This window comes from Pseudomonas sp. IT-P294 (genome assembly GCF_949767865.1).
In the GTDB taxonomy this organism is placed as follows: domain Bacteria; phylum Pseudomonadota; class Gammaproteobacteria; order Pseudomonadales; family Pseudomonadaceae; genus Aquipseudomonas.
The window spans coordinates 575,557-593,900 of record NZ_CATKQW010000022.1 but is presented as its reverse complement, the minus strand read 5'-3'; the positions used below and the strand labels follow the sequence as shown (position 1 = coordinate 593,900).

The 18,344-nt window shown below is 61.0% G+C and carries 16 protein-coding genes; 9 read left to right on the top strand and 7 right to left on the bottom strand.

The features are described from left to right. Positions 1-50: 50 nt before the first annotated feature. The gene (locus ACM6I0_RS17885; RefSeq protein ID WP_414922925.1) at positions 51-428 is read left to right on the top strand and encodes a DUF6124 family protein; all 378 of its coding nucleotides are present in this window, start codon (positions 51-53) and stop codon (positions 426-428) included. Between the two features lie 115 nt (positions 429-543). Here the strand turns inward: ACM6I0_RS17885 and ACM6I0_RS17880 are convergent, their stop codons facing one another. The 6 genes from ACM6I0_RS17880 to pilG form a co-directional block, all read right to left on the bottom strand. Continuing rightward, complete coding sequence (locus ACM6I0_RS17880; protein ID WP_414922924.1) at positions 544-999, bottom strand: chemotaxis protein CheW; 456 nt, start codon at positions 997-999, stop codon at positions 544-546. After that, positions 992-6,892, bottom strand: coding sequence for an Hpt domain-containing protein (locus tag ACM6I0_RS17875; protein WP_414922923.1), 5,901 nt, complete (start codon positions 6,890-6,892; stop codon positions 992-994). Before ACM6I0_RS17875 ends, ACM6I0_RS17880 begins: the two co-directional genes overlap by 8 nt. 53 nt (positions 6,893-6,945) lie before the next feature. Continuing rightward, on the bottom strand, positions 6,946-9,003 hold the full coding sequence (locus ACM6I0_RS17870) for a methyl-accepting chemotaxis protein (RefSeq protein ID WP_414922922.1): 2,058 nt from the start codon (positions 9,001-9,003) through the stop codon (positions 6,946-6,948). A gap of 154 nt (positions 9,004-9,157) precedes the next feature. Continuing rightward, the gene (locus ACM6I0_RS17865; protein WP_285432806.1) at positions 9,158-9,706 is read right to left on the bottom strand and encodes a chemotaxis protein CheW; all 549 of its coding nucleotides are present in this window, start codon (positions 9,704-9,706) and stop codon (positions 9,158-9,160) included. Between the two features lie 10 nt (positions 9,707-9,716). Beyond that, a complete protein-coding gene (pilH, locus tag ACM6I0_RS17860; RefSeq protein WP_090178641.1) occupies positions 9,717-10,082 on the bottom strand; it encodes a twitching motility response regulator PilH in 366 nt (121 codons plus the stop codon). 57 nt (positions 10,083-10,139) lie between these two features. Beyond that, entirely contained in the window at positions 10,140-10,544 is a 405-nt protein-coding gene (gene pilG / locus ACM6I0_RS17855; protein WP_008152601.1) for a twitching motility response regulator PilG, read from the bottom strand. A 235-nt stretch (positions 10,545-10,779) separates the two neighbouring features. Here pilG and gshB point away from each other — a divergent pair, with 235 nt between their 5' ends. From gshB to ACM6I0_RS17820, 7 genes are all read left to right on the top strand, one after another. Continuing rightward, on the top strand, positions 10,780-11,733 hold the full coding sequence (gene gshB / locus ACM6I0_RS17850; RefSeq protein WP_285432809.1) for a glutathione synthase: 954 nt from the start codon (positions 10,780-10,782) through the stop codon (positions 11,731-11,733). A gap of 77 nt (positions 11,734-11,810) precedes the next feature. After that, positions 11,811-12,710: an energy transducer TonB gene (locus tag ACM6I0_RS17845; protein WP_285432811.1), complete on the top strand. Its 900-nt coding sequence runs from the start codon at positions 11,811-11,813 to the stop codon at positions 12,708-12,710. Between the two features lie 190 nt (positions 12,711-12,900). Continuing rightward, entirely contained in the window at positions 12,901-13,473 is a 573-nt protein-coding gene (locus ACM6I0_RS17840; RefSeq protein WP_090178629.1) for a YqgE/AlgH family protein, read from the top strand. Next, positions 13,473-13,910: a Holliday junction resolvase RuvX gene (gene ruvX / locus ACM6I0_RS17835; RefSeq protein WP_090178626.1), complete on the top strand. Its 438-nt coding sequence runs from the start codon at positions 13,473-13,475 to the stop codon at positions 13,908-13,910. Before ACM6I0_RS17840 ends, ruvX begins: the two co-directional genes overlap by 1 nt. A 100-nt stretch (positions 13,911-14,010) precedes the next feature. Next, positions 14,011-14,514 (top strand): bifunctional pyr operon transcriptional regulator/uracil phosphoribosyltransferase PyrR, encoded by a 504-nt coding sequence (pyrR, locus tag ACM6I0_RS17830; protein ID WP_285432816.1) that lies wholly within the window; start codon positions 14,011-14,013, stop codon positions 14,512-14,514. A gap of 27 nt (positions 14,515-14,541) precedes the next feature. Next, the gene (locus ACM6I0_RS17825) at positions 14,542-15,546 is read left to right on the top strand and encodes an aspartate carbamoyltransferase catalytic subunit (protein ID WP_285432817.1); all 1,005 of its coding nucleotides are present in this window, start codon (positions 14,542-14,544) and stop codon (positions 15,544-15,546) included. Further along, positions 15,543-16,814: a dihydroorotase gene (locus tag ACM6I0_RS17820; RefSeq protein WP_414922921.1), complete on the top strand. Its 1,272-nt coding sequence runs from the start codon at positions 15,543-15,545 to the stop codon at positions 16,812-16,814. Before ACM6I0_RS17825 ends, ACM6I0_RS17820 begins: the two co-directional genes overlap by 4 nt. An 80-nt stretch (positions 16,815-16,894) precedes the next feature. Here ACM6I0_RS17820 and ACM6I0_RS17815 read toward each other — a convergent pair whose 3' ends face one another. Further along, entirely contained in the window at positions 16,895-17,326 is a 432-nt protein-coding gene (locus tag ACM6I0_RS17815) for an NINE protein (protein WP_090178619.1), read from the bottom strand. A gap of 250 nt (positions 17,327-17,576) precedes the next feature. Here ACM6I0_RS17815 and ACM6I0_RS17810 point away from each other — a divergent pair, with 250 nt between their 5' ends. After that, positions 17,577-18,197, top strand: a complete 621-nt coding sequence (locus ACM6I0_RS17810; RefSeq protein ID WP_285432821.1) for a C40 family peptidase — start codon at positions 17,577-17,579, stop codon at positions 18,195-18,197. Positions 18,198-18,344: the final 147 nt, after the last annotated feature.

The following is an 18,344-nucleotide window of genomic DNA, read 5'->3' as shown; positions in this document are numbered from 1 at the left end:
CTTCGCGTGGAACCGATGGAGCAGCTGAAACTCATTACTGGAGATTCACAATGTTCAAAGCCACTCCCAATCCCCCGGAAACCGATACCGGTTCCGACGCATCCCTCGAAGTCGAAAAACTCAAGGAAGCCGACGACCGCGCCTTCGCCCACTACTTCCCTCCGGCCCACGAAAAACCGGGCAAGCGCCGCAAACACCACCTGTTCACCGTTTCCCCCGATATCGACACCGAAGCCTTGCTGGCCAATGCCTCCGAAGATTTGCTTTCCATCAGCGCGATTGCGGCCGATCTGGCGGACGATGTGGAAGGATCACGCCGGTCGGTAGCCCTGGCGCTCAGCCGAATGGCCGATGGTGTGCACCTGTTGGTGGAGCGGGCGCTGGATCACCATGAGGTATCGCAGCTGAAGGTTCAGGCCGACGCTTAACAGACGGGGCTGCAGTGAATTAAAGGCCGCCATCGCGAGCAGGCTCGCTCCCACAGGGGGATTTGCGTGCGCCGCAGATCCAATGTGGGAGCGAGCCTGCTCGCGATGGGGCCAGTCAGATCAACCCTGCTTTAACAAGCAACTCCTCCAGCGCCAGCAAATCCGGCACCTTGGCCACTTGCTCCCCGACCTGCACCGCCGCCTGTTCCAGTGGACACAACGGCACATCCACATAGCTCAACTGGCTGTCGAGCTTGTAAGAGCGCGGAATCCCTTGCACCAGCAGCGCGATGAATTTCAGCTCTGGTCGACCGCCGAGGGCATTGAGAATGACGATTCGTGCCCGTTCGCCGATGACGATTTTCTGGCCGCACGCCGACTCGAAACTGAGCAACGGAATCTGCCGGTCCCGCCACGCCACCAACCCCAGATACCACGGTGGTGAATCCAGATCGAACGCCCCCGGCTGATAGTCGATCAGCTCCGCCACCGCGACGTTGGGCAGGATCAGGTTGCGGTCGGCCAGAGGCAACAGCAGACCGGTGAGGTTGCTGGTGCGATGCTCATGCATGGGTTTTGCTCCACAAGGCGATGCTTTCGAGCAGCACCGATTCCTGGTACGGCTTGCCAAGGTAGTCGTTGACGCCGATGGCCATGGCGCGGTCGCGGTGTTTCTGCCCGGTGCGCGAGGTGATCATGATGATCGGCAGGTGTTGCAAGCGTTCATCAGCGCGCACCTGGGCCGCCACTTCAAAGCCGTCCATGCGCGGCATTTCGATGTCCAGCAGCATCACGTCGGGCATGTGCTCCTGGAGCAGCAGCATGGCGTCGACGCCGTCCTTGGCGGTCAGCACGTTCATGCCGTGACGTTCGAGCAGTCGGCTGGTGACCTTGCGCACGGTAACCGAATCGTCGACCACCAGCACCAGCAGCGGTTTATGCGGTTCGACCTCGACATCTTCCGACATCGGCCGTTGTGGCGCGCGCGCCTGCATGGCACGAATCGGTGCCAGCAAGTCGAGAATCAGCACCACCCGCCCGTCCCCCAGAATCGTTGCCCCGGACAAACCCTGCACCGCGGCAAACTGCGGGCCGAGGCTCTTCACCACGATCTCGCGGGTTCCGGCCATGGCGTCGACATGCACGGCGATGTGCCGTTCGTTGCATTGCACCAGCAATACCGGCAGCGGCAGGCTCTGGCCCAGCAATTTCGGGCGTGTACTGGTTTTCAGCAGTTCGCCCAGGTAGCACAGCTCATACGTCTGCCCGGCGTATTGGTAGGTCGGCGGATCGAGCCGGTAATGGCCTTCGAGTTCGTTGGGCAACACGCGAACTATGCCATCGATGGTGTTGAGTGGAATCGCGTACAGATCGTCCAGGCACTGCACCATCAGCGCCCGGTTGACTGAAACGGTGAACGGCAGACGAATGCGAAAGTGCACACCCTGCCCAGGCACCGAATCGATGCTCATGGTGCCGCCGAGCTGCCGGACTTCTTCGTGGACCACGTCCATGCCCACGCCACGCCCGGAGATCTGGGTGATTTTCTCGGCGGTGGAGAACCCCGGCTGCAGGATGAATTGCAACACGTCGTGGTCGCTGAGATCGGCGTCCGGCGCCAGCAACCCGCGTTTGATCGCCTTGCGCCGCACAGCTTCCAACGGCACGCCGGCGCCGTCGTCGCGAATGTCGAAAATGATGTCGCCGCCTTCTCGGGATAGGTCGAGGGTGATGCGACCCTGAGCCGGTTTACCGGCCGCAATCCGCGCCTCGGTCGATTCCAGGCCGTGGTCCACGGCGTTACGCAGCATGTGCTCCAGCGGCGCCGCCATGCGCTCAAGCACGTTGCGGTCCATCTCTCCTTCGGCGTTGCCGACCACAAACTCAACGTCTTTGCCCAGTTCACTGGACACCTGGCGCACGATGCGTTTCAAGCGCGGCAGCATGCGTTCGAACGGCACCATGCGCGTGCGCATCAGGCCTTCCTGCAATTCGGTGTTGATGCGGCCCTGCTGTTGCAGCAGGTTTTCCGCGTCCTGATTGCGCCGATCGAGGGTTTCCTTGAGGTCGAGCAGGTCGGAAGCGGACTCGAACAACGCCCTCGACAGTTGCTGCAACTGTGAGTGACGGTCCATTTCCAACGGATCGAATTCTTCATAGCCCAGGCGTTCGGCGTCGACTTGCTGACGGCTGAGAATCCGTCCCTGGGTTTCGGTATCTAGCCGGCGCAGTTGATCGCGCATGCGCTCGATGGTGGTTTCCATCTCGTTCAGGGCCACGCGCGCATCGTTGACCTGCTGTTCGACACGGCCACGGAAGATCGATGTTTCACCGGCCAGGTTGACCAGGTCGTCGAGCAGTTCCGCCGAGACCTTGACCATGTCCGCGCCGGCCTCGCTCAGTGGCGAGGCAATCTCGGCCTTGGGCATGGCGGGCGCCACCACCGGCGTATCGAGGCCAGCGGGATGACTGAAATTCTTGATCGCATCGATCAACCGATCGGCCGGTGGCAGGGGTTGCCCGGCGCGAGTGGCATCGAGCATTTGCGCCAGTCGGTCGTGACTGCTTTGCAGAAGGGCAAACAGCGCCGGGGTCGGTTGCAGTACGCCGGCGGACAGGCCTTCGTATAGAAACTCCAGTTCATGAGCCAGGTCGCCGATGGGGGCAATTTCCACCATCCGCGCGCCGCCCTTGAGCGTGTGCAGGTCGCGCAGCAGGGTTTCCACCTCCTGGCGGTTGGTCGGTTCGGCTTGCCAGCGCACGAGTGCCGCGCCCGAGTTTTCGATGATGTCGAAACCTTCCTCGAGGAAGATCTCCAGCAGCTCGGGGTCATGGCCCGGCGAGTCGTTGGCCGGCGCGGGATGCGCTGCGTCAGCGCCGATGACGTTGCCTTGTCGGAACGTGCGAATCGCCTCGATCAGATCGTCCGGGGCACTCAGCGTGTGCTGGTTCTGCAGTTGATCAAGCAGCACCGCGAGCCGGTCATGGCTCTGTTGCAGCAGCTGCGCAAGGGTTTCACTGTGACTGTAACGGCGGTCCACCAAGCCTTCGTAAAGACTTTCCAGTTCATGGGCCAGATCGCCGACCGGCTCGACCTCAGCCATCCTCGCGCCGCCCTTGAGGGTGTGCAAATCCCGCTGCAAGGATGACAACGGCGCGGCGTTGTCCGGATCGCCCAGCCAGCGCTGCAAGGCCTGGCCAGCACTCTCGAGGATATCCACCGCTTCTTCGAGGAAGATCGAAACAATCTCATCGTCCAGCTCGACCTGAGTCGCCGTCTGTTGCAGTTCGGCGGTGGCGCTGCCGAGTTCGCGAATGCTCAGCGTACGGCTGCCATCGCTGCGGATCAGGCCCATGGACGACGGATCAAGGCTTTCATCGAGCAAGCCGCGCAAGGCCCGGATGCGTTCCGGTTGCGGACTGACTTCCTGGCCGGCAGCCAGTTCGTCTAGCATGTTGATCAGCGCTTCATGGGCACTTTGCGCCTCGTGGAAAAACCGCTCGCTGACCGCCAGGCTGCTCTCCTCCACAGCACCGTACAGGTCGAGCAAGGCTTCGCAGAGTTCATCTACCGGATGCAGATCGGCCAAGTGTGCGCCTTCGCCCAAGGTGGTCAATTCGTCGAGCAACGCGCTGAGTTCCTGACGCTCGCCGGGGTGTTGTTGCCAGCGTTGCAACAGGCTCTCGGCGTCCAGCAGGATGTCCATGCCCTGGGCCAGGAAGTTATTGATCAGCTGCGGATCACGCTTGGTGCGTTGTGCCGTGCTCGGCGCCTTCAAGAGCGCTTCCAGGCGTTCGGCGAGCAACGATTTTGTGCGTTCGATCAACGAAGGAGCGCCCGCAATCTCGGCCAGCGGATCATCCTTGAGTTGCCGCAGCCCGAGGCGGAACAACCCTTCGGCTTCCAACAGCAACTCGACTTCATCCAGATCGAGGGCGATCAGGTGGGCTTTGTATTCACGGGCCAGTTGATCCAAGGGTGTGGCCAGTTCGGCGACCGGCAACACGCCGGCCATCGAGGCGCTGCCCTTCAAGGTGTGCAGCGCCCGCTGCAACTCGTCGCTGGCCTGCAACGGCACATGCTCGGCGGCCTGATCGAGGAAGCGGTTGAGGCTGGCGAGATGGGTTTCGGCTTCCTTGCGGAAGATCTCGAGCAACAGCGGATCGAGGGCCGCGACGTCCTGGGTATCTTCATCGCTGGCAGGCGTCTCGCCCTTGGCGAGGGCGTGGGCGCGAGCAGCCAGATGGTCGACTTCGTTGCTTTGGCGCTGGGCGTTGGCGGCGAATTCGGCCACCAGTTTCGGCAGCAGTTTCAAAGCCTCGCCAAGCAGTTGCTGGACAGCAGGGCCAGGCGCAACGCTGTGCTCCAGCACGCGGTTGAGCAGGTTTTCCATCGCCCAGGCCAGCTCGCCCAGCACCAGCGCACGCACCATCCGGCCACTGCCTTTCAAGGTGTGGAATGCGCGGCGCAATTCACTCAAGGCGGCCTGATCGTCGGGATTGGCCAGCCAACGCGGCAAATAATCCCGGAGGACTTCCAGCACTTCATCGGTTTCTTCGAGGAACACTTCGCGCAGTTCATCGTCCACCGGTTCCTCACCGGCGGGCGGCGGCAACAGGCTGCCGGGAATGTTCAGCGCGGGCGGATTGACCGACGATACCGGGCTGGCCAGGACATCGGCGAGCGACTTGACGGTGTCGGGATCATCCAGCGCCTGCAAGTCCTGCATGACCTGGGCTTCAGTCGGGCTGAGCACGTCTTCGAGCATCGGCACGTGCTGTTCGCTGGGGAAAAACCCGAGTGAGGCCAGGCTTTTTTCCGCCACGTCGAGCAGTTGTTCGCCCGGCGCTTCGGGGTCGTCGCTCAGCCGCTCAAGGTAATACTCGATGCTGGTGATAACGTCAGCGAGGCTGTCCAGTTCCTGCCAACCGGGCTGGCCCGGTTCCAGCAGCAGATGCTCGCGGATGAAGTGATTGCAGGTTTCGATCAGGCTCGCCGCACGGCTCAGCGGAATCATCGACAGCGCGCCGCGCACTTGGGTCAGCAACGCCGGCAATGCCTGCAACTGCTGGCGGTCCCAGTCGGCGTCGATGTAGTCGACGATCATGTCCTTGGCCTGTTGCAGGCAGATGCGGGCTTCCTTGATCACGATCTGATGGATCTGCGTCAGGTCGATGGTTGGCAGGTGACTGTCTTCGCGGCTCTCCGGTTCGACGGTGCCGACCATGCCGGCCAGCGTTGCTTCGACATAGAGCAAGGCGCCAGCAACGTCCATCAGGATCGCGTCGTTGGGTTCGCGCTGGCCCTGAGCGAGGCTCAGCACAACCGCCAGTTGATCGATGATCACTTTGCGCGGCTGGCCGAAACCCAGCACCGCCAGGGTGTCGGCAATTTGCCGCAGCGGCGCCAGCAGGTTGCCAAGGTCCGAGGTGTGCTGGCGGTCGCTGCGCACGAACAGGTCAAGGCGTTCCTTGACCCGCACCAGTTCTTCACAAAGCGCGGCCAGGACCGAGCGCATGGCATCGCGGTCGGGGCCGGCCAGGCGTGCGCGTTCTTCGTCGACCATTGCACTGTCAGGCAGCGCGTCGTCCAGTCCGTAGCGATCTTTCATGGTCAGCATCTGCCCGGTGGGGTGTTCGGCTTTGGCAATGTAGAACAGCAAACTTTTAAGCAGCTCCGGCGGTGCCGGCTGATTGATTGCGCTCATGCCTTGTTCAAGCAGGCGCTTGAGTTCTTTGTCGGCGTCCTTGAACAGGCTGCGCAAGGCCGGACTGTTGGCGATCACGCCTGCGTGCATGCCTTCGACCAGCGCCGAGGCAACATGCCACAACGGGCTCAGCGGCGCATCGGCGCACAGCCCTTCCAGGCGTGAAAAAACCTTGGCCAGGTAATCGAGGTTGGTCTCGCCATCCTGCTCGCGCAGCAATCCAACCAGGGCCATCTGCAACATTTGTCGCAACTTGCGCAGCACATTCGGCAGATCCGCCGGCTCCAGCAGTGCCAGCGATTCTTCGTCGAGCGGCGGCAGGTCCGGCAACTGCGGGCTGAACAGACTGGTTTCCGATAACAGGCTTTCGCCTCGGGCGCTGCGCAGGTCATTGATCAACGGCAACACGACCAAGGGCAGATCGCGGCGCGCGCCTTGTACCCGGTCGAGGTAGATCGGCAGTTGTCCGAGTGCTTGCATCAACAGATGAATCGCCTCGTCGCGATGGCTGACGCGGTTGTTCAGCAAGGCGCTTGTCAGTTGCTCCATCTCTTCGGCGAGCAAGGCCGCGCCGTAGAACTCGACCATCTGCAAACTGCCGTGAACCTGGTGGATGCACGCCAGGCAATCGCTCAGCATGTGCGTCGCCTGCGGGTCATCCAGCAGGTTTTCGATAGTCTGATGAGCCACTTTCAGCGTTTCGGCAATCTCGCCTTTGACCCATTCAAGGGCCACATAGTCGTGCCGATCACCCATAACCACTCCAAATCACTGCTCTACTCAAGAAAAAGCATTCGCCCAGCGGCGCGTCACACTTTGTCCGCAGCCTGCACCGTGGCGGCCGGTAAGGTGAAACCGGACACTGAACGCCGCAGCTGGCTGGCCATTTTCGCCAGATTACCGATGCTTTCGGCGGTGGCGGTAGAACCCGACGAGGTCTGCGTGGTGATCTGCTGGATCACGTTCATCGTCAGGGAAATCTGACCGGCCGAAGACGTCTGCTGCTGCGCGGCGTTGGAAATGCTCTGGATCAGCGCCGCCAGGGTCTTGGACACCCCTTCGATTTCTTCCAGGGCCACTCCGGCATCGTGCGCCAGACGCGCGCCACGCACCACTTCGGTGGTGGTTTGCTCCATCGAAATAACCGCTTCGTTGGTGTCAGCCTGAATCGCCCGCACCAGGGTTTCGATCTGCCGGGTCGCGGCGGACGAGCGCTCGGCCAGGCGCTGCACTTCGTCGGCCACCACCGCAAAACCGCGCCCGGCGTCACCGGCCATGGAAGCCTGAATGGCCGCGTTGAGCGCGAGGATGTTGGTCTGGTCGGCAATGTCGTCAATCAAGCTGACAATATCGCCAATTTCCTGAGAAGACTCGCCAAGACGCTTGATGCGCTTGGCGGTGTCCTGGATCTGTTCGCGAATGTTGTCCATGCCGTGGATGGTGTTGTGCACCACCTCGTTACCCTTGTTGGCGATTTCCACCGAGCGCTCGGCTACCGCCGAGGATTCGGCGGCGTTGGCCGACACTTGATCAATGGACTGGGCCATGTCGTTGATCGCGGTGGACGCTTCGCTGATCTGTTGCGCCTGATGCTCCGAGGCCTGGGCCAGGTGCATGGCGGTGGCCTGGGTCTCCTGCACGGCAGCGGCCACTTGGCCGGCGGTGAGGTTGATGGTCGCGACCAGATCACGCAGTTGATCGACGGAATAGTTGATCGAGTCGGCGATGGTTCCGGTGAAGTCTTCGGTCACCGAGGCGGTCACGGTCAAGTCGCCATCGGCCAGATCCTCGATCTCGTCGAGCAGGCGCATGATCGCGGTCTGGTTGCGCTCGTTCTTTTCGGCGGTTTCACGCAGCTGGCGATTGGTTTCGCGCACCATCACCAGGCCGATGAGGATGATCGACATCAGCGCCAACAAGCCCAGCACGTAGCCGCCGAGGGTATCGGTGTCGCGCCCGCCGGCAAGGTTCTCGAATCCGGTGGCCAGGTGCGAGGCTTCGTCGAGCAAGGTTTGCGACAGGGTGAAGATATTGGTCGCCGATTCACGAACCTTGAACAGCTCTGGCGAAGTTTCGAGGATTTCATCCACCGAGCCGGAGACAAACTCGAACAGCTCGGAAATCTCGGTCAAGCGAGCGCGCGCATCGCGGTCTTCGACCTGACTGACCCGCAGCGCCGAATTGCCTTGGAGCATGCCATTGAGCACCTGGCCGAATCGCGCGGCGTCACGACCGAACGCGTCCGCGGCTTGCTGCGAGTTTTCATCGCCGGACAGCACGGTGTTGACCGCACCCAGAATACGTTCGGCCAGCAACGACTGACGCTGGGCCATGGCCACCTGAGCGGCCGGAGCACCCCGTTGCAGGAGGATTTCGACGACTTTTTCGTACTCGACCTGCAACTGCGGCACGGTTTCGGCCAGCGTCGCGGCGACCTGATGCAGCGACAGCACGGTCTGCTCGCTGGAGAGGATCGCATCGGTGTTTTTCAGCAGACGCTCCCAGTCCTGCTGCACGGCGCGCATTTCCGGGCGCACGGTGGACGGTGCTGGCGGCAGACCGGTGGCCGGGTCGCCCTTCTTCAGGTAACCCCAGCGCTGGGCAAAATCGTTGCGCGCATCGCTTAGCAACTTGAACGCCGCTGCCTTGCCGGCGGCGGCTTCGGTGGCGTTCTTGGCAATGCGCTGGGACAACACGCGCAGCTCGCCGGCGTGGCCGATGTACTGCTTGTCGTACGAGGCTTGCGTATTGAGGTAAGCGAAGTTGGCGAACAGCAGCATGATGAAGATGATCAGCGCGATGAACAGCACGATGATCTGCGAGCGGCTGCGCGATGCTTCCGGCTTGCCTGTTGTTGTTTTGATCATCGGTCCTCGCCTGTTAACCAACCTTTAGAACCCACCGAAGATCCCCGGTGGGAGCGAGCCTGCTCGCGATTGAACGATAACGCGGTAGATCTGATGTCAGCGGTGCCTGAATCGCGAGCAGGCTCGCTCCCACATTAAATAGAGGGCGATTCAGTTACACCGCCACATGCATAAAGCTCTGCGATTGCGCCAACGCAAACGGGCTGAACACCTGCCAATCCTGTTCACGCTGAAAACGGCCTTTGATGAACGGAGCTATCGAGCCACTCAAGGTCGCTGCCGGCTTCAGGCTGTCCTGGTCAAAGTGCTGCAAGCCGAAGACTTCATCGACCAGCAACCCGGCAAACACCTCGTTATGCTCCACCACCAACACGCGACGTTGTTTGCGCACCGCTGACAGTTCATGGCTGGTTTCATTACCCGCAAAGAAACCACACAAGTCCATGATCGGCAGCAATCGCCCGCGCAAGTTGGCCACGCCCCTGACCCAGGGTTTCACCCCTGGAAGCTGAGTGAAGCGCGGTTCATGCAGGACCTCGCTGACTTCGCCCATCGGCGCGACATACCAGGCCTCGCCCAGACGAAACCCGATACCGCTCCAACGGTCCTGTCGGGTCGGCTGCGACGGCAAATCCGCCGCCAGCAGGCGACAGCGCTGATCAATCTGCAGCAGCCGTTCGAACGCCGTCAGCGACTCGGTCATGACGGGGCAATCAATCAGGTAGCACGGCGTTCAGGGTTTTGATCAGGGTGTCTTCGTCGACCGGTTTGGTCAGGTAGTCCCTGGCGCCCTGGCGCGTGCCCCAGACCTTGTCGGTTTCCTGATCCTTGGTGGTGATGATGATCACCGGAATGTGCCCGGTTTCCGGGTCTTTGGTCAGCTGACGGGTCGCCTGGAAGCCATTGAGGCCGGGCATGACGATGTCCATCAGGACCGCGTCCGGTTTTTCCTGACGAGCCAGGGCCACGCCGTCGGCGCCGTTTTCGGCTTTCAACACTTCATGACCGTGCTTTTCCAGCATGCCGGTCAGTTTGTACATTTCGGTCGGCGAGTCATCGACGATCAGAATACGTGCCATGGTCTTCCCCATTCTTGTCGACGCCGGACCCACTGGCCGAGCGTCACTGTGAGTGTCCTACTGCGGCAAAACGGCGGCAAAGCCCGGAACATGGGCCTGGATCGCGTTCAGCAGTTCTTCCTTGCTGAAAGGCTTGGTCAAAAACTGGTCGGAGCCGACAATGCGCCCCTTGGCCTTGTCAAACAGCCCGTCCTTGGACGACAGCATAATCACTGGCGTGGACTTGAACGCACTGTTGTTCTTGATTAAAGCGCAGGTCTGATAGCCATCCAGGCGCGGCATCATGATGTCGACAAAGATAATGCCAGGGTGGTTGTCGGCAATCTTGGCCAGGGCATCAAAACCGTCGATGGCCGTGATGACTTCACAACCCACATTCTTCAACAGCGTTTCGGCGGTGCGGCGAATCGTTTTCGAATCGTCGATCACCATGACCTTCAAGGCGCTGGAATGCTGTTCCATAAATGCTCTACCGTCGCCTTTGCGAATCAATTTGTCCGATTACGGATCTTCGGTGGCTCGAAACCCTTGATACTCAAGGGCCAGCATGACATGGCAGCCTTTTTAGCACAGTCTCCAAATGCAATCTATCGGGTGACCTGCGCGGTGGTTTTTCCTTGACCGGGAACACGGTGGGCGCCAATCTGACGCCACTTTTTCGTGTCCATTCGGACCACCCTATTTCGAGGAAAAACCCATGAGCGTTCGCGTCGGGATTGTCATGGACCCTATCGCCAGCATTTCCTATAAAAAGGATAGTTCGCTGGCCATGCTGCTGGCCGCGCAGAAGCGTGGCTGGGAACTGTTCTATATGGAACAGGCCGATTTGTACCAGGCCGAGGGCGAAGCCCGGGCGCGGATGCGTCCGCTGAAAGTGTTCGCCGATCCGCAAAAATGGTTCGAACTGGACGCCGAGACCGACGCCCTGTTGAGCGATCTGGACGTGATCCTGATGCGCAAGGATCCGCCATTCGACATGGAGTTCGTCTACTCCACTTACCTGCTCGAGCAAGCCGAGCGCGCGGGCGTGCTGGTGGTCAACAAGCCGCAGAGCCTGCGCGACTGCAATGAAAAGCTGTTTGCCACGTTGTTCCCGCAATGCACGCCGCCGACCATCGTCAGCCGTCGCCCGGACGTACTGCGCGAGTTCGCCGATCACCACGGCGACGTCATTCTCAAACCGCTGGACGGCATGGGCGGTTCGTCGATCTTCCGTCACACCGCCGGTCACCCGAACCTGTCGGTGATCCTTGAAACCCTGACCTTGCATGGCAAGCAGCAGATCATGATCCAGGGTTACCTGCCGGAAATCGTCAATGGCGACAAACGCATCCTGATGATCGACGGCGAGCCGGTGGATTATTGCCTGGCACGGATTCCGGCGGCGGGTGAAACCCGTGGCAACCTCGCGGCCGGTGGCCGTGGCGAAGCGCGTCCGTTGACCGACAAGGATCGCTGGATCGCCGCGCAAGTCGGCCCGACCCTGCGTGAAAAAGGCCTGCTGTTCGTCGGCCTGGACGTGATCGGCGAGCACCTGACGGAGATCAACGTCACCAGCCCAACCTGCATTCGCGAGATTGATAATGCCTTCGGCACCGACATCGGTGGCCTGCTGATGGATGCCATCGATCAGAAGCTCAAGGCTCGTTGATATAGAACAGCCAAGGTGCAACCAACATTGCGTTATCATGCGCGGCTTGTGAAAAACGCGATGTTGGTTTTCTTGTCATGACACTCCCGTCCGATCTTCCCGTTGAACTCGCCCATCGTGGCGTGCGCCCGGCCGATCGCCTCGGATTTACCCTGTTTCTCGCGGCGCTGATTCACTTGGCCTTGCTGCTGGGCGTCGGCTTTACGATGGTCGAACCCAAGCAGATCAGCAAAACCCTGGAAATCACCCTCGCCACCTTCAAAAGCGAAAAGAAGCCTGCGAAAGCCGATTTCCTTGCCCAGGAAAATCAGGAAGGCAGCGGCACCCTGGATAAAAAGGCCATCCCCAAGACCACCGAGATCGCGCCTTTCCAGGACAACAAGGTGCAAAAAGTCACCCCGCCGCCAGCCGCCAAGCCCGAAGTGCAGGAAGCGCCGCCCAAGGCAGCTGTGACGACCATCGCGCCGAAGCCGAAAAAAGCCGCCGCCAAGACAGAAGAGGTCAAACCCCAGACCAAACCCGCCGTGGCCGCGCCGACGTTCGACAGTGAACAACTGTCCAGTGACATCGCCAGCCTGGAAGCGGAACTGGCCAACGAACAGCAGCTATACGCCAAGCGCCCGCGCATTCACCGCCTGAGCGCGGCCTCGACCATGCGCGACAAGGGCGCCTGGTACAAAGACGAATGGCGCAAGAAGGTCGAGCGTATCGGCAACCTGAACTACCCCGACGAAGCGCGGCGCAAGCAGATCTACGGCAATTTGCGACTGATGGTCTCGATCAACCGCGACGGCTCGCTGTATGAAGTGTTGGTGCTCGAATCCTCCGGGCAACCGCTGCTGGATCAGGCGGCCCAGCGAATTGTGCGACTGGCGGCACCGTTTTCACCGTTTACCGGGGATTTGTCGGATATCGACCGGCTGGAAATCATCCGCACGTGGAAGTTTGCCCCTGGGGACAGGCTATCCAGTAACTGACCACCACATAACCCCTGTGGGAGCGAGCTTGCTCGCGATAGCGGTCTATATTCGACATCAATGCTGAATGTAAATCCGTCATCGCGAGCAAGCTCGCTCCCACATTTGATCTGCGTCGACTACCAAATTGCGGCATTTCCTGTGCATCCCCAGCTTGTCAGTTTGCCCCTCCAACGCCACACTAGCGCACATGAAGAACGTCAGCCCCAGCTACCTCAAGCATCACTTCCTGATCGCCATGCCTCACATGGCCGACCCGAATTTTGCGCACACCTTGACCTACATCGTCGAGCACACGGCCAATGGCGCCATGGGGCTGGTGGTCAACCGTCCGCAAGACTTGAATCTGGCCGATATCCTCGAGCAACTGCGCCCCGATATCGAACCGCCGACGCTCTGCCAGCATGTGCCGATCTTCATCGGCGGCCCTGTGCAGACCGATCGCGGTTTTGTCCTGCACCCCTCGGGCAAGACGTTTCAGGCGACCGTTGATCTGGAGGGCGATCTTTCCTTGTCGACCTCCCAGGACGTGCTGTTCGCCATTGCCGATGGCGTCGGCCCACCGAAAAGCCTGATTGCCCTCGGTTATGCCGGCTGGGAAGCCGGGCAACTGGAGGCCGAGCTGGCACAGAACGCCTGGCTGACCTGCCCGTTCGATGCCGCCATCCTGTTCAACACCAGCAGCGAACTTCGCCTGGAAGCAGCGGCCAAGCGCCTCGGCGTCAACCTCAGCCTGCTCACCAGTCAGGCGGGGCACGCCTGATGGCCCTGCGCCTGATTCTGGGTTTCGACTACGGCACCAAACAGATCGGCGTGGCGGTCGGCCAGGTGATTACCGGCCAGGCCCGCGAACTGTGCACCTTGAAGGCGCAAAACGGCATTCCCGACTGGAATCAGGTCGAAGCGCTGATCAAGGAATGGAAACCCGATGCCGTGGTGGTCGGCCTGCCGCTGAACATGGACGGCACGCCCAGCGACATGTGCCTGCGCGCCGAGAAATTTGCCCGCCGCTTGAACGGCCGCTACAACCTGCCCTTCTATACCCACGATGAGCGCCTGACCACGTTCGAAGCCAAGGGCGAGCGCCGTGATCGCGGCGGGCAAAAGGGCAGTTACCGCGATAACCCGGTCGATGCCATCGCCGCAGCCCTGCTGCTGCAAGGCTGGCTCGACGAAAACAGCGCGCTGTTCGAGTCCTGACTGCATCTAATTCTGAAGAGCCGCCGCAAGCGACTCTCTATAGCGACAACCCGAGCCATCACTCAAGCAACATCCGGCTCGGGCCCAAGAAGGAGCAACCATGAGCCTGCCCAATCCCGCCGAACTGATCAGCCAGATGGCGATCCGTCTCAAGGCATACCTGGAACACCGTGGCATCAGCGCACCGCGTTACATCGGTATTCGCACCGGTGGCGTCTGGGTCGCCCAGGCGTTGCTCGATGAGCTGGGCAGCGATGCGCCGCTCGGCACCCTGGACGTGTCCTTCTATCGTGACGACTTCAGCCAGAACGGCCTGCACCCGCAAGTGCGCCCTTCGGCATTGCCGTTCGAGATCGAAGGCCAGCACCTGGTGCTGATTGACGACGTGTTGATGAGTGGCCGCACCATCCGCGCCGCGATGAATGAACTGTTCGACTACGGCCGCCCGGCCAGTGTGACGCTGGTGTGCCTGCTGGACCTGGACGCCGGCGAACTGCCGATCCGCCCGAACGTGGTCGGTGCGACCCTGTCCCTGCCGGCCCACGAGCGCGTGAAGCTGTCCGGCCCCGAACTCAAGCTCGAACTGCAAGACCTCGCCCTTTAATTCGCCCTATTGAGAGTCCCCCTCGCGATGACGCCTCTACATACCAAGCGCCCGCTGCAGCTCAATGATCAGGGCCAGCTGCGCCACTTCCTCTCGCTCGACGGTTTGCGCCGCGAGCTGCTGACGGAAATCCTCGACACCGCCGACTCATTCCTCGAAGTTGGCGCCCGGGCGGTGAAGAAGGTCCCGTTGCTGCGCGGCAAGACCGTGTGCAACGTGTTCTTCGAAAACTCCACCCGCACCCGCACCACCTTCGAGCTGGCGGCCCAACGGCTGTCGGCCGACGTGATCACCCTGAACGTGTCGACGTCGTCGGCGAGCAAGGGCGAAACCCTGCTCGACACCTTGCGCAACCTCGAAGCGATGGCCGCCGACATGTTCGTCGTACGTCACGGTGACTCGGGCGCGGCGCACTTCATAGCCGAGCATGTCTGCCCGCAAGTGGCGATCATCAACGGCGGCGATGGCCGTCACGCGCATCCGACCCAGGGCATGCTCGACATGCTGACCATCCGTCGGCACAAGGGCGGCTTCGAAAACCTCTCGGTGGCCATCGTCGGCGACATCCTGCACTCACGCGTCGCGCGCTCGAACATGCTCGCGCTGAAAACCCTGGGTTGCCCGGACATCCGCGTGATCGCGCCGAAAACCCTGCTGCCGATTGGCATCGAGCAATACGGCGTGAAGGTTTACACCGACATGACCGAAGGCCTGAAAGATGTCGACGTGGTGATCATGTTGCGCCTGCAACGTGAGCGCATGACCGGCGGCCTGCTGCCGAGCGAAGGTGAGTTCTACCGCTTGTTCGGCCTCACCACCGCACGCCTGGCCGGGGCCAAGCCAGACTGCATCGTCATGCACCCGGGACCGATCAACCGTGGGGTAGAAATTGAGTCGGCGGTGGCCGACGGTCCGCATTCGGTGATCCTCAATCAGGTGACCTACGGTATCGCCATTCGTATGGCCGTGCTGTCCATGGCCATGAGCGGGCAAACGGCCCAGCGCCAATTTGAGCAGGAGAACGCCCAGTGAAGCTCAGCATTCTCGGCGCCCGTGTTATCGATCCTGCCAGCGGCCTGGATCAAGTGACTGATATCCATGTTGAAGCCTGCAAGATCGTCGCCCTGGGCGCCGCTCCGGCCGGTTTTGTCCCCGTCGACACCATTGATGCCAAGGGTCTGGTGGCAGCCCCGGGCCTGGTTGACCTTAACGTCGCCCTGCGTGAGCCGGGCTACAGCCGCAAAGGCTCGATTGTCAGCGAAACCCGCGCCGCCGCTGCCGGTGGCGTGACCAGCCTGTGCTGCCCGCCGAAAACCAAGCCGGTGCTGGACACCTCGGCGGTGGCCGAGTTGATCCTCGACCGCGCTCGCGAGGCCGGCAACACCAAAGTCTTCCCGGTCGGCGCGCTGAGCAAAGGCCTGGACGGCGAACAACTGGCCGAACTGGTCGCCTTGCGCGATGCCGGCTGCGTGGCTTTCGGCAACGGTCTGGAGAGCTTCCGCAACACCCGCACGCTGTGCCGGGCGCTGGAATACGCAGCGACGTTCGACCTCACGATTATTTTCAACTCGCAGGACCATGACCTGGCCGAAGGTGGTTTGGCTCACGAAGGCCCGACCGCCAGCTTCCTCGGTTTGCCGGGCATTCCGGAAACGGCGGAAACCGTGGCCCTGGCCCGGGACCTGCTGCTGGTCGAGCAAAGTGGCGTACGCGCGCACTTCAGCCAGCTCACCAGCGCGCGCGGTGTGGCGCTGATTGCTCAGGCTCAGGCTCGCGGCCTGCCGGTGACCGCCGATGTGGCGCTGTATCAGCTGATTCTGACCGACGAAGCGCTGATCGACTTCAGCAGCCTCTATCACGTCCAGCCGCCGCTGCGCACCCGCGCCGACCGCGACGGCCTGCGTGCAGCCGTGAAGTCCGGAGTTGTGTCCGCGATCTCCAGCCATCACCAGCCGCACGAACGGGATGCCAAACTGGCACCGTTCGGCGCGACCGAGCCGGGCATCAGCAGCGTTGAACTGTTGCTGCCGCTGGCGATGACGCTGGTGGAAGATGGGTTGCTGGACTTGCCGACGTTGCTCGCACGCTTGAGCACCGGGCCTGCCGAGGCGTTGCGCCTGCCTGCGGGCAAGTTGGCGGTAGGTGGGCCTGCGGACATCGTGCTGTTCGACCCTGCGGCGTCGACCATTGCCGGTGAAAACTGGCTGTCCAAGGGCGAGAACTGCCCGTTCATTGGCCATAGCCTGCCAGGTGTGGTGCGTTACACCTTGGTGGATGGGCGGATTAGCCACCAGGCGTAAGACCGCGTTGTACTCAATCGCGAGCAGGCTCGCTCCCACATGGATCTAATCGCTGTGGGAGCGAGCCTGCTCAAGATGGCTTACTGGAAAGTGCCTCTGTTCTGCGCGTTGCGCACAGATACCTGGTCATTCAAGGTCCAGAAGTCATACAGCACCCCGACGAAGAACAACCCGCCCGTCACCAGGTACAGCAGACCGCTGATCCACTTCCCCTGATACATCCGGTGTACACCGAATACCCCCAGAAACGTCAGCAGAATCCACGCCACGTTGTATTCAATGGGCCCGGCAGTGAACCGCAGGTCCGCTTCGCGGTCCATGGCAGGGATCAGAAATACGTCAATCAGCCAGCCGATACCCAACAAACCGAACGTGAAGAACCAGATTGTCCCCGTGACCGGTTTGCCGTAGTAGAACCGATGAGCCCCGGTGAATCCGAAAATCCACAGCAGGTAACCGATCACCTTGCTGTGCGTATCTTGATGCGGGCCAGCCTGTTGATAGGTGTTCATGAAGGACCTCGAATCACGCGATAGATAAATATTCTTGAATTCTTTGTGACTTTTTTACAGGTTGCCGACGTATGGCAAATGCTACTCTGTTTCCCGTCAAAGCCTTGTAGCACCTGACTCCTGTCAGACAATTGCGTCCATTTGCCGCTTATTTGGTTCCGTTCCCCCCTAGGTTGAATCGACCAACGGCCTCGGAAGGGACAAAAAAGCTGTTATAAAGTTGCGCGCTTCCCCATATGAGCCCTGCCTAATGCGTCCATTTTTCAAGACATGGCTAACCATTTGCCTTTTGATGCCACTGGCCGCCCACGCCACCAATCGTGAGCAACGTCTTCCAAACGTTAATGGTTACACCCCAAAATCCCACGTTTCTGCTCCTTCGAGCAAAAACAAACACAATGCGAAATTGTCCCCGCAGTTGAGCAAAGCCAACAGCAAACTTGTTCCGCCGATGGCGACCAAGACAAGCAGCAATGTGTTGAGCCGCGCCGTGAATGTCCTCGGTACACCTTATCGTTGGGGCGGCAGCACCCCAAGTAAAGGGTTCGATTGCAGTGGCCTGGTGAAATACGCGTTCAACGACGCCACGTTCGACCTGCCGCGCACATCCAACGCGATGGCCAGCGGTCATGGCGAGAAGGTCAATCGTAACGATTTGAAGCCGGGCGACCTGATCTTCTTCAACATCAAGAGCCGTCGGGTCAATCACGTCGCCATTTACCTGGGCAACGACCGCTTCATCCACGCACCCCGTCGTGGCAAGTCGGTCACTATCGACACCTTGAAGAAGCCGTACTGGGAAAGCCACTACGTGGTTGCCAAGCGGGTTCTGCCTAAAGAACCGAATCAGATGCGCGTCGTTCAGCGCTGAATTGAAATCCCGGGCCTGTCCCGGGATGATCGTTCCCACGCTCTGCGTGGGAATGCCTCAACGGACGCTCCGCGTTCGGCTCTGAAAGGGACGCGGAGCGTCCCGGGCTGCATTCCCACGCAGAGCGTGGGAACGATCAATCTCTCA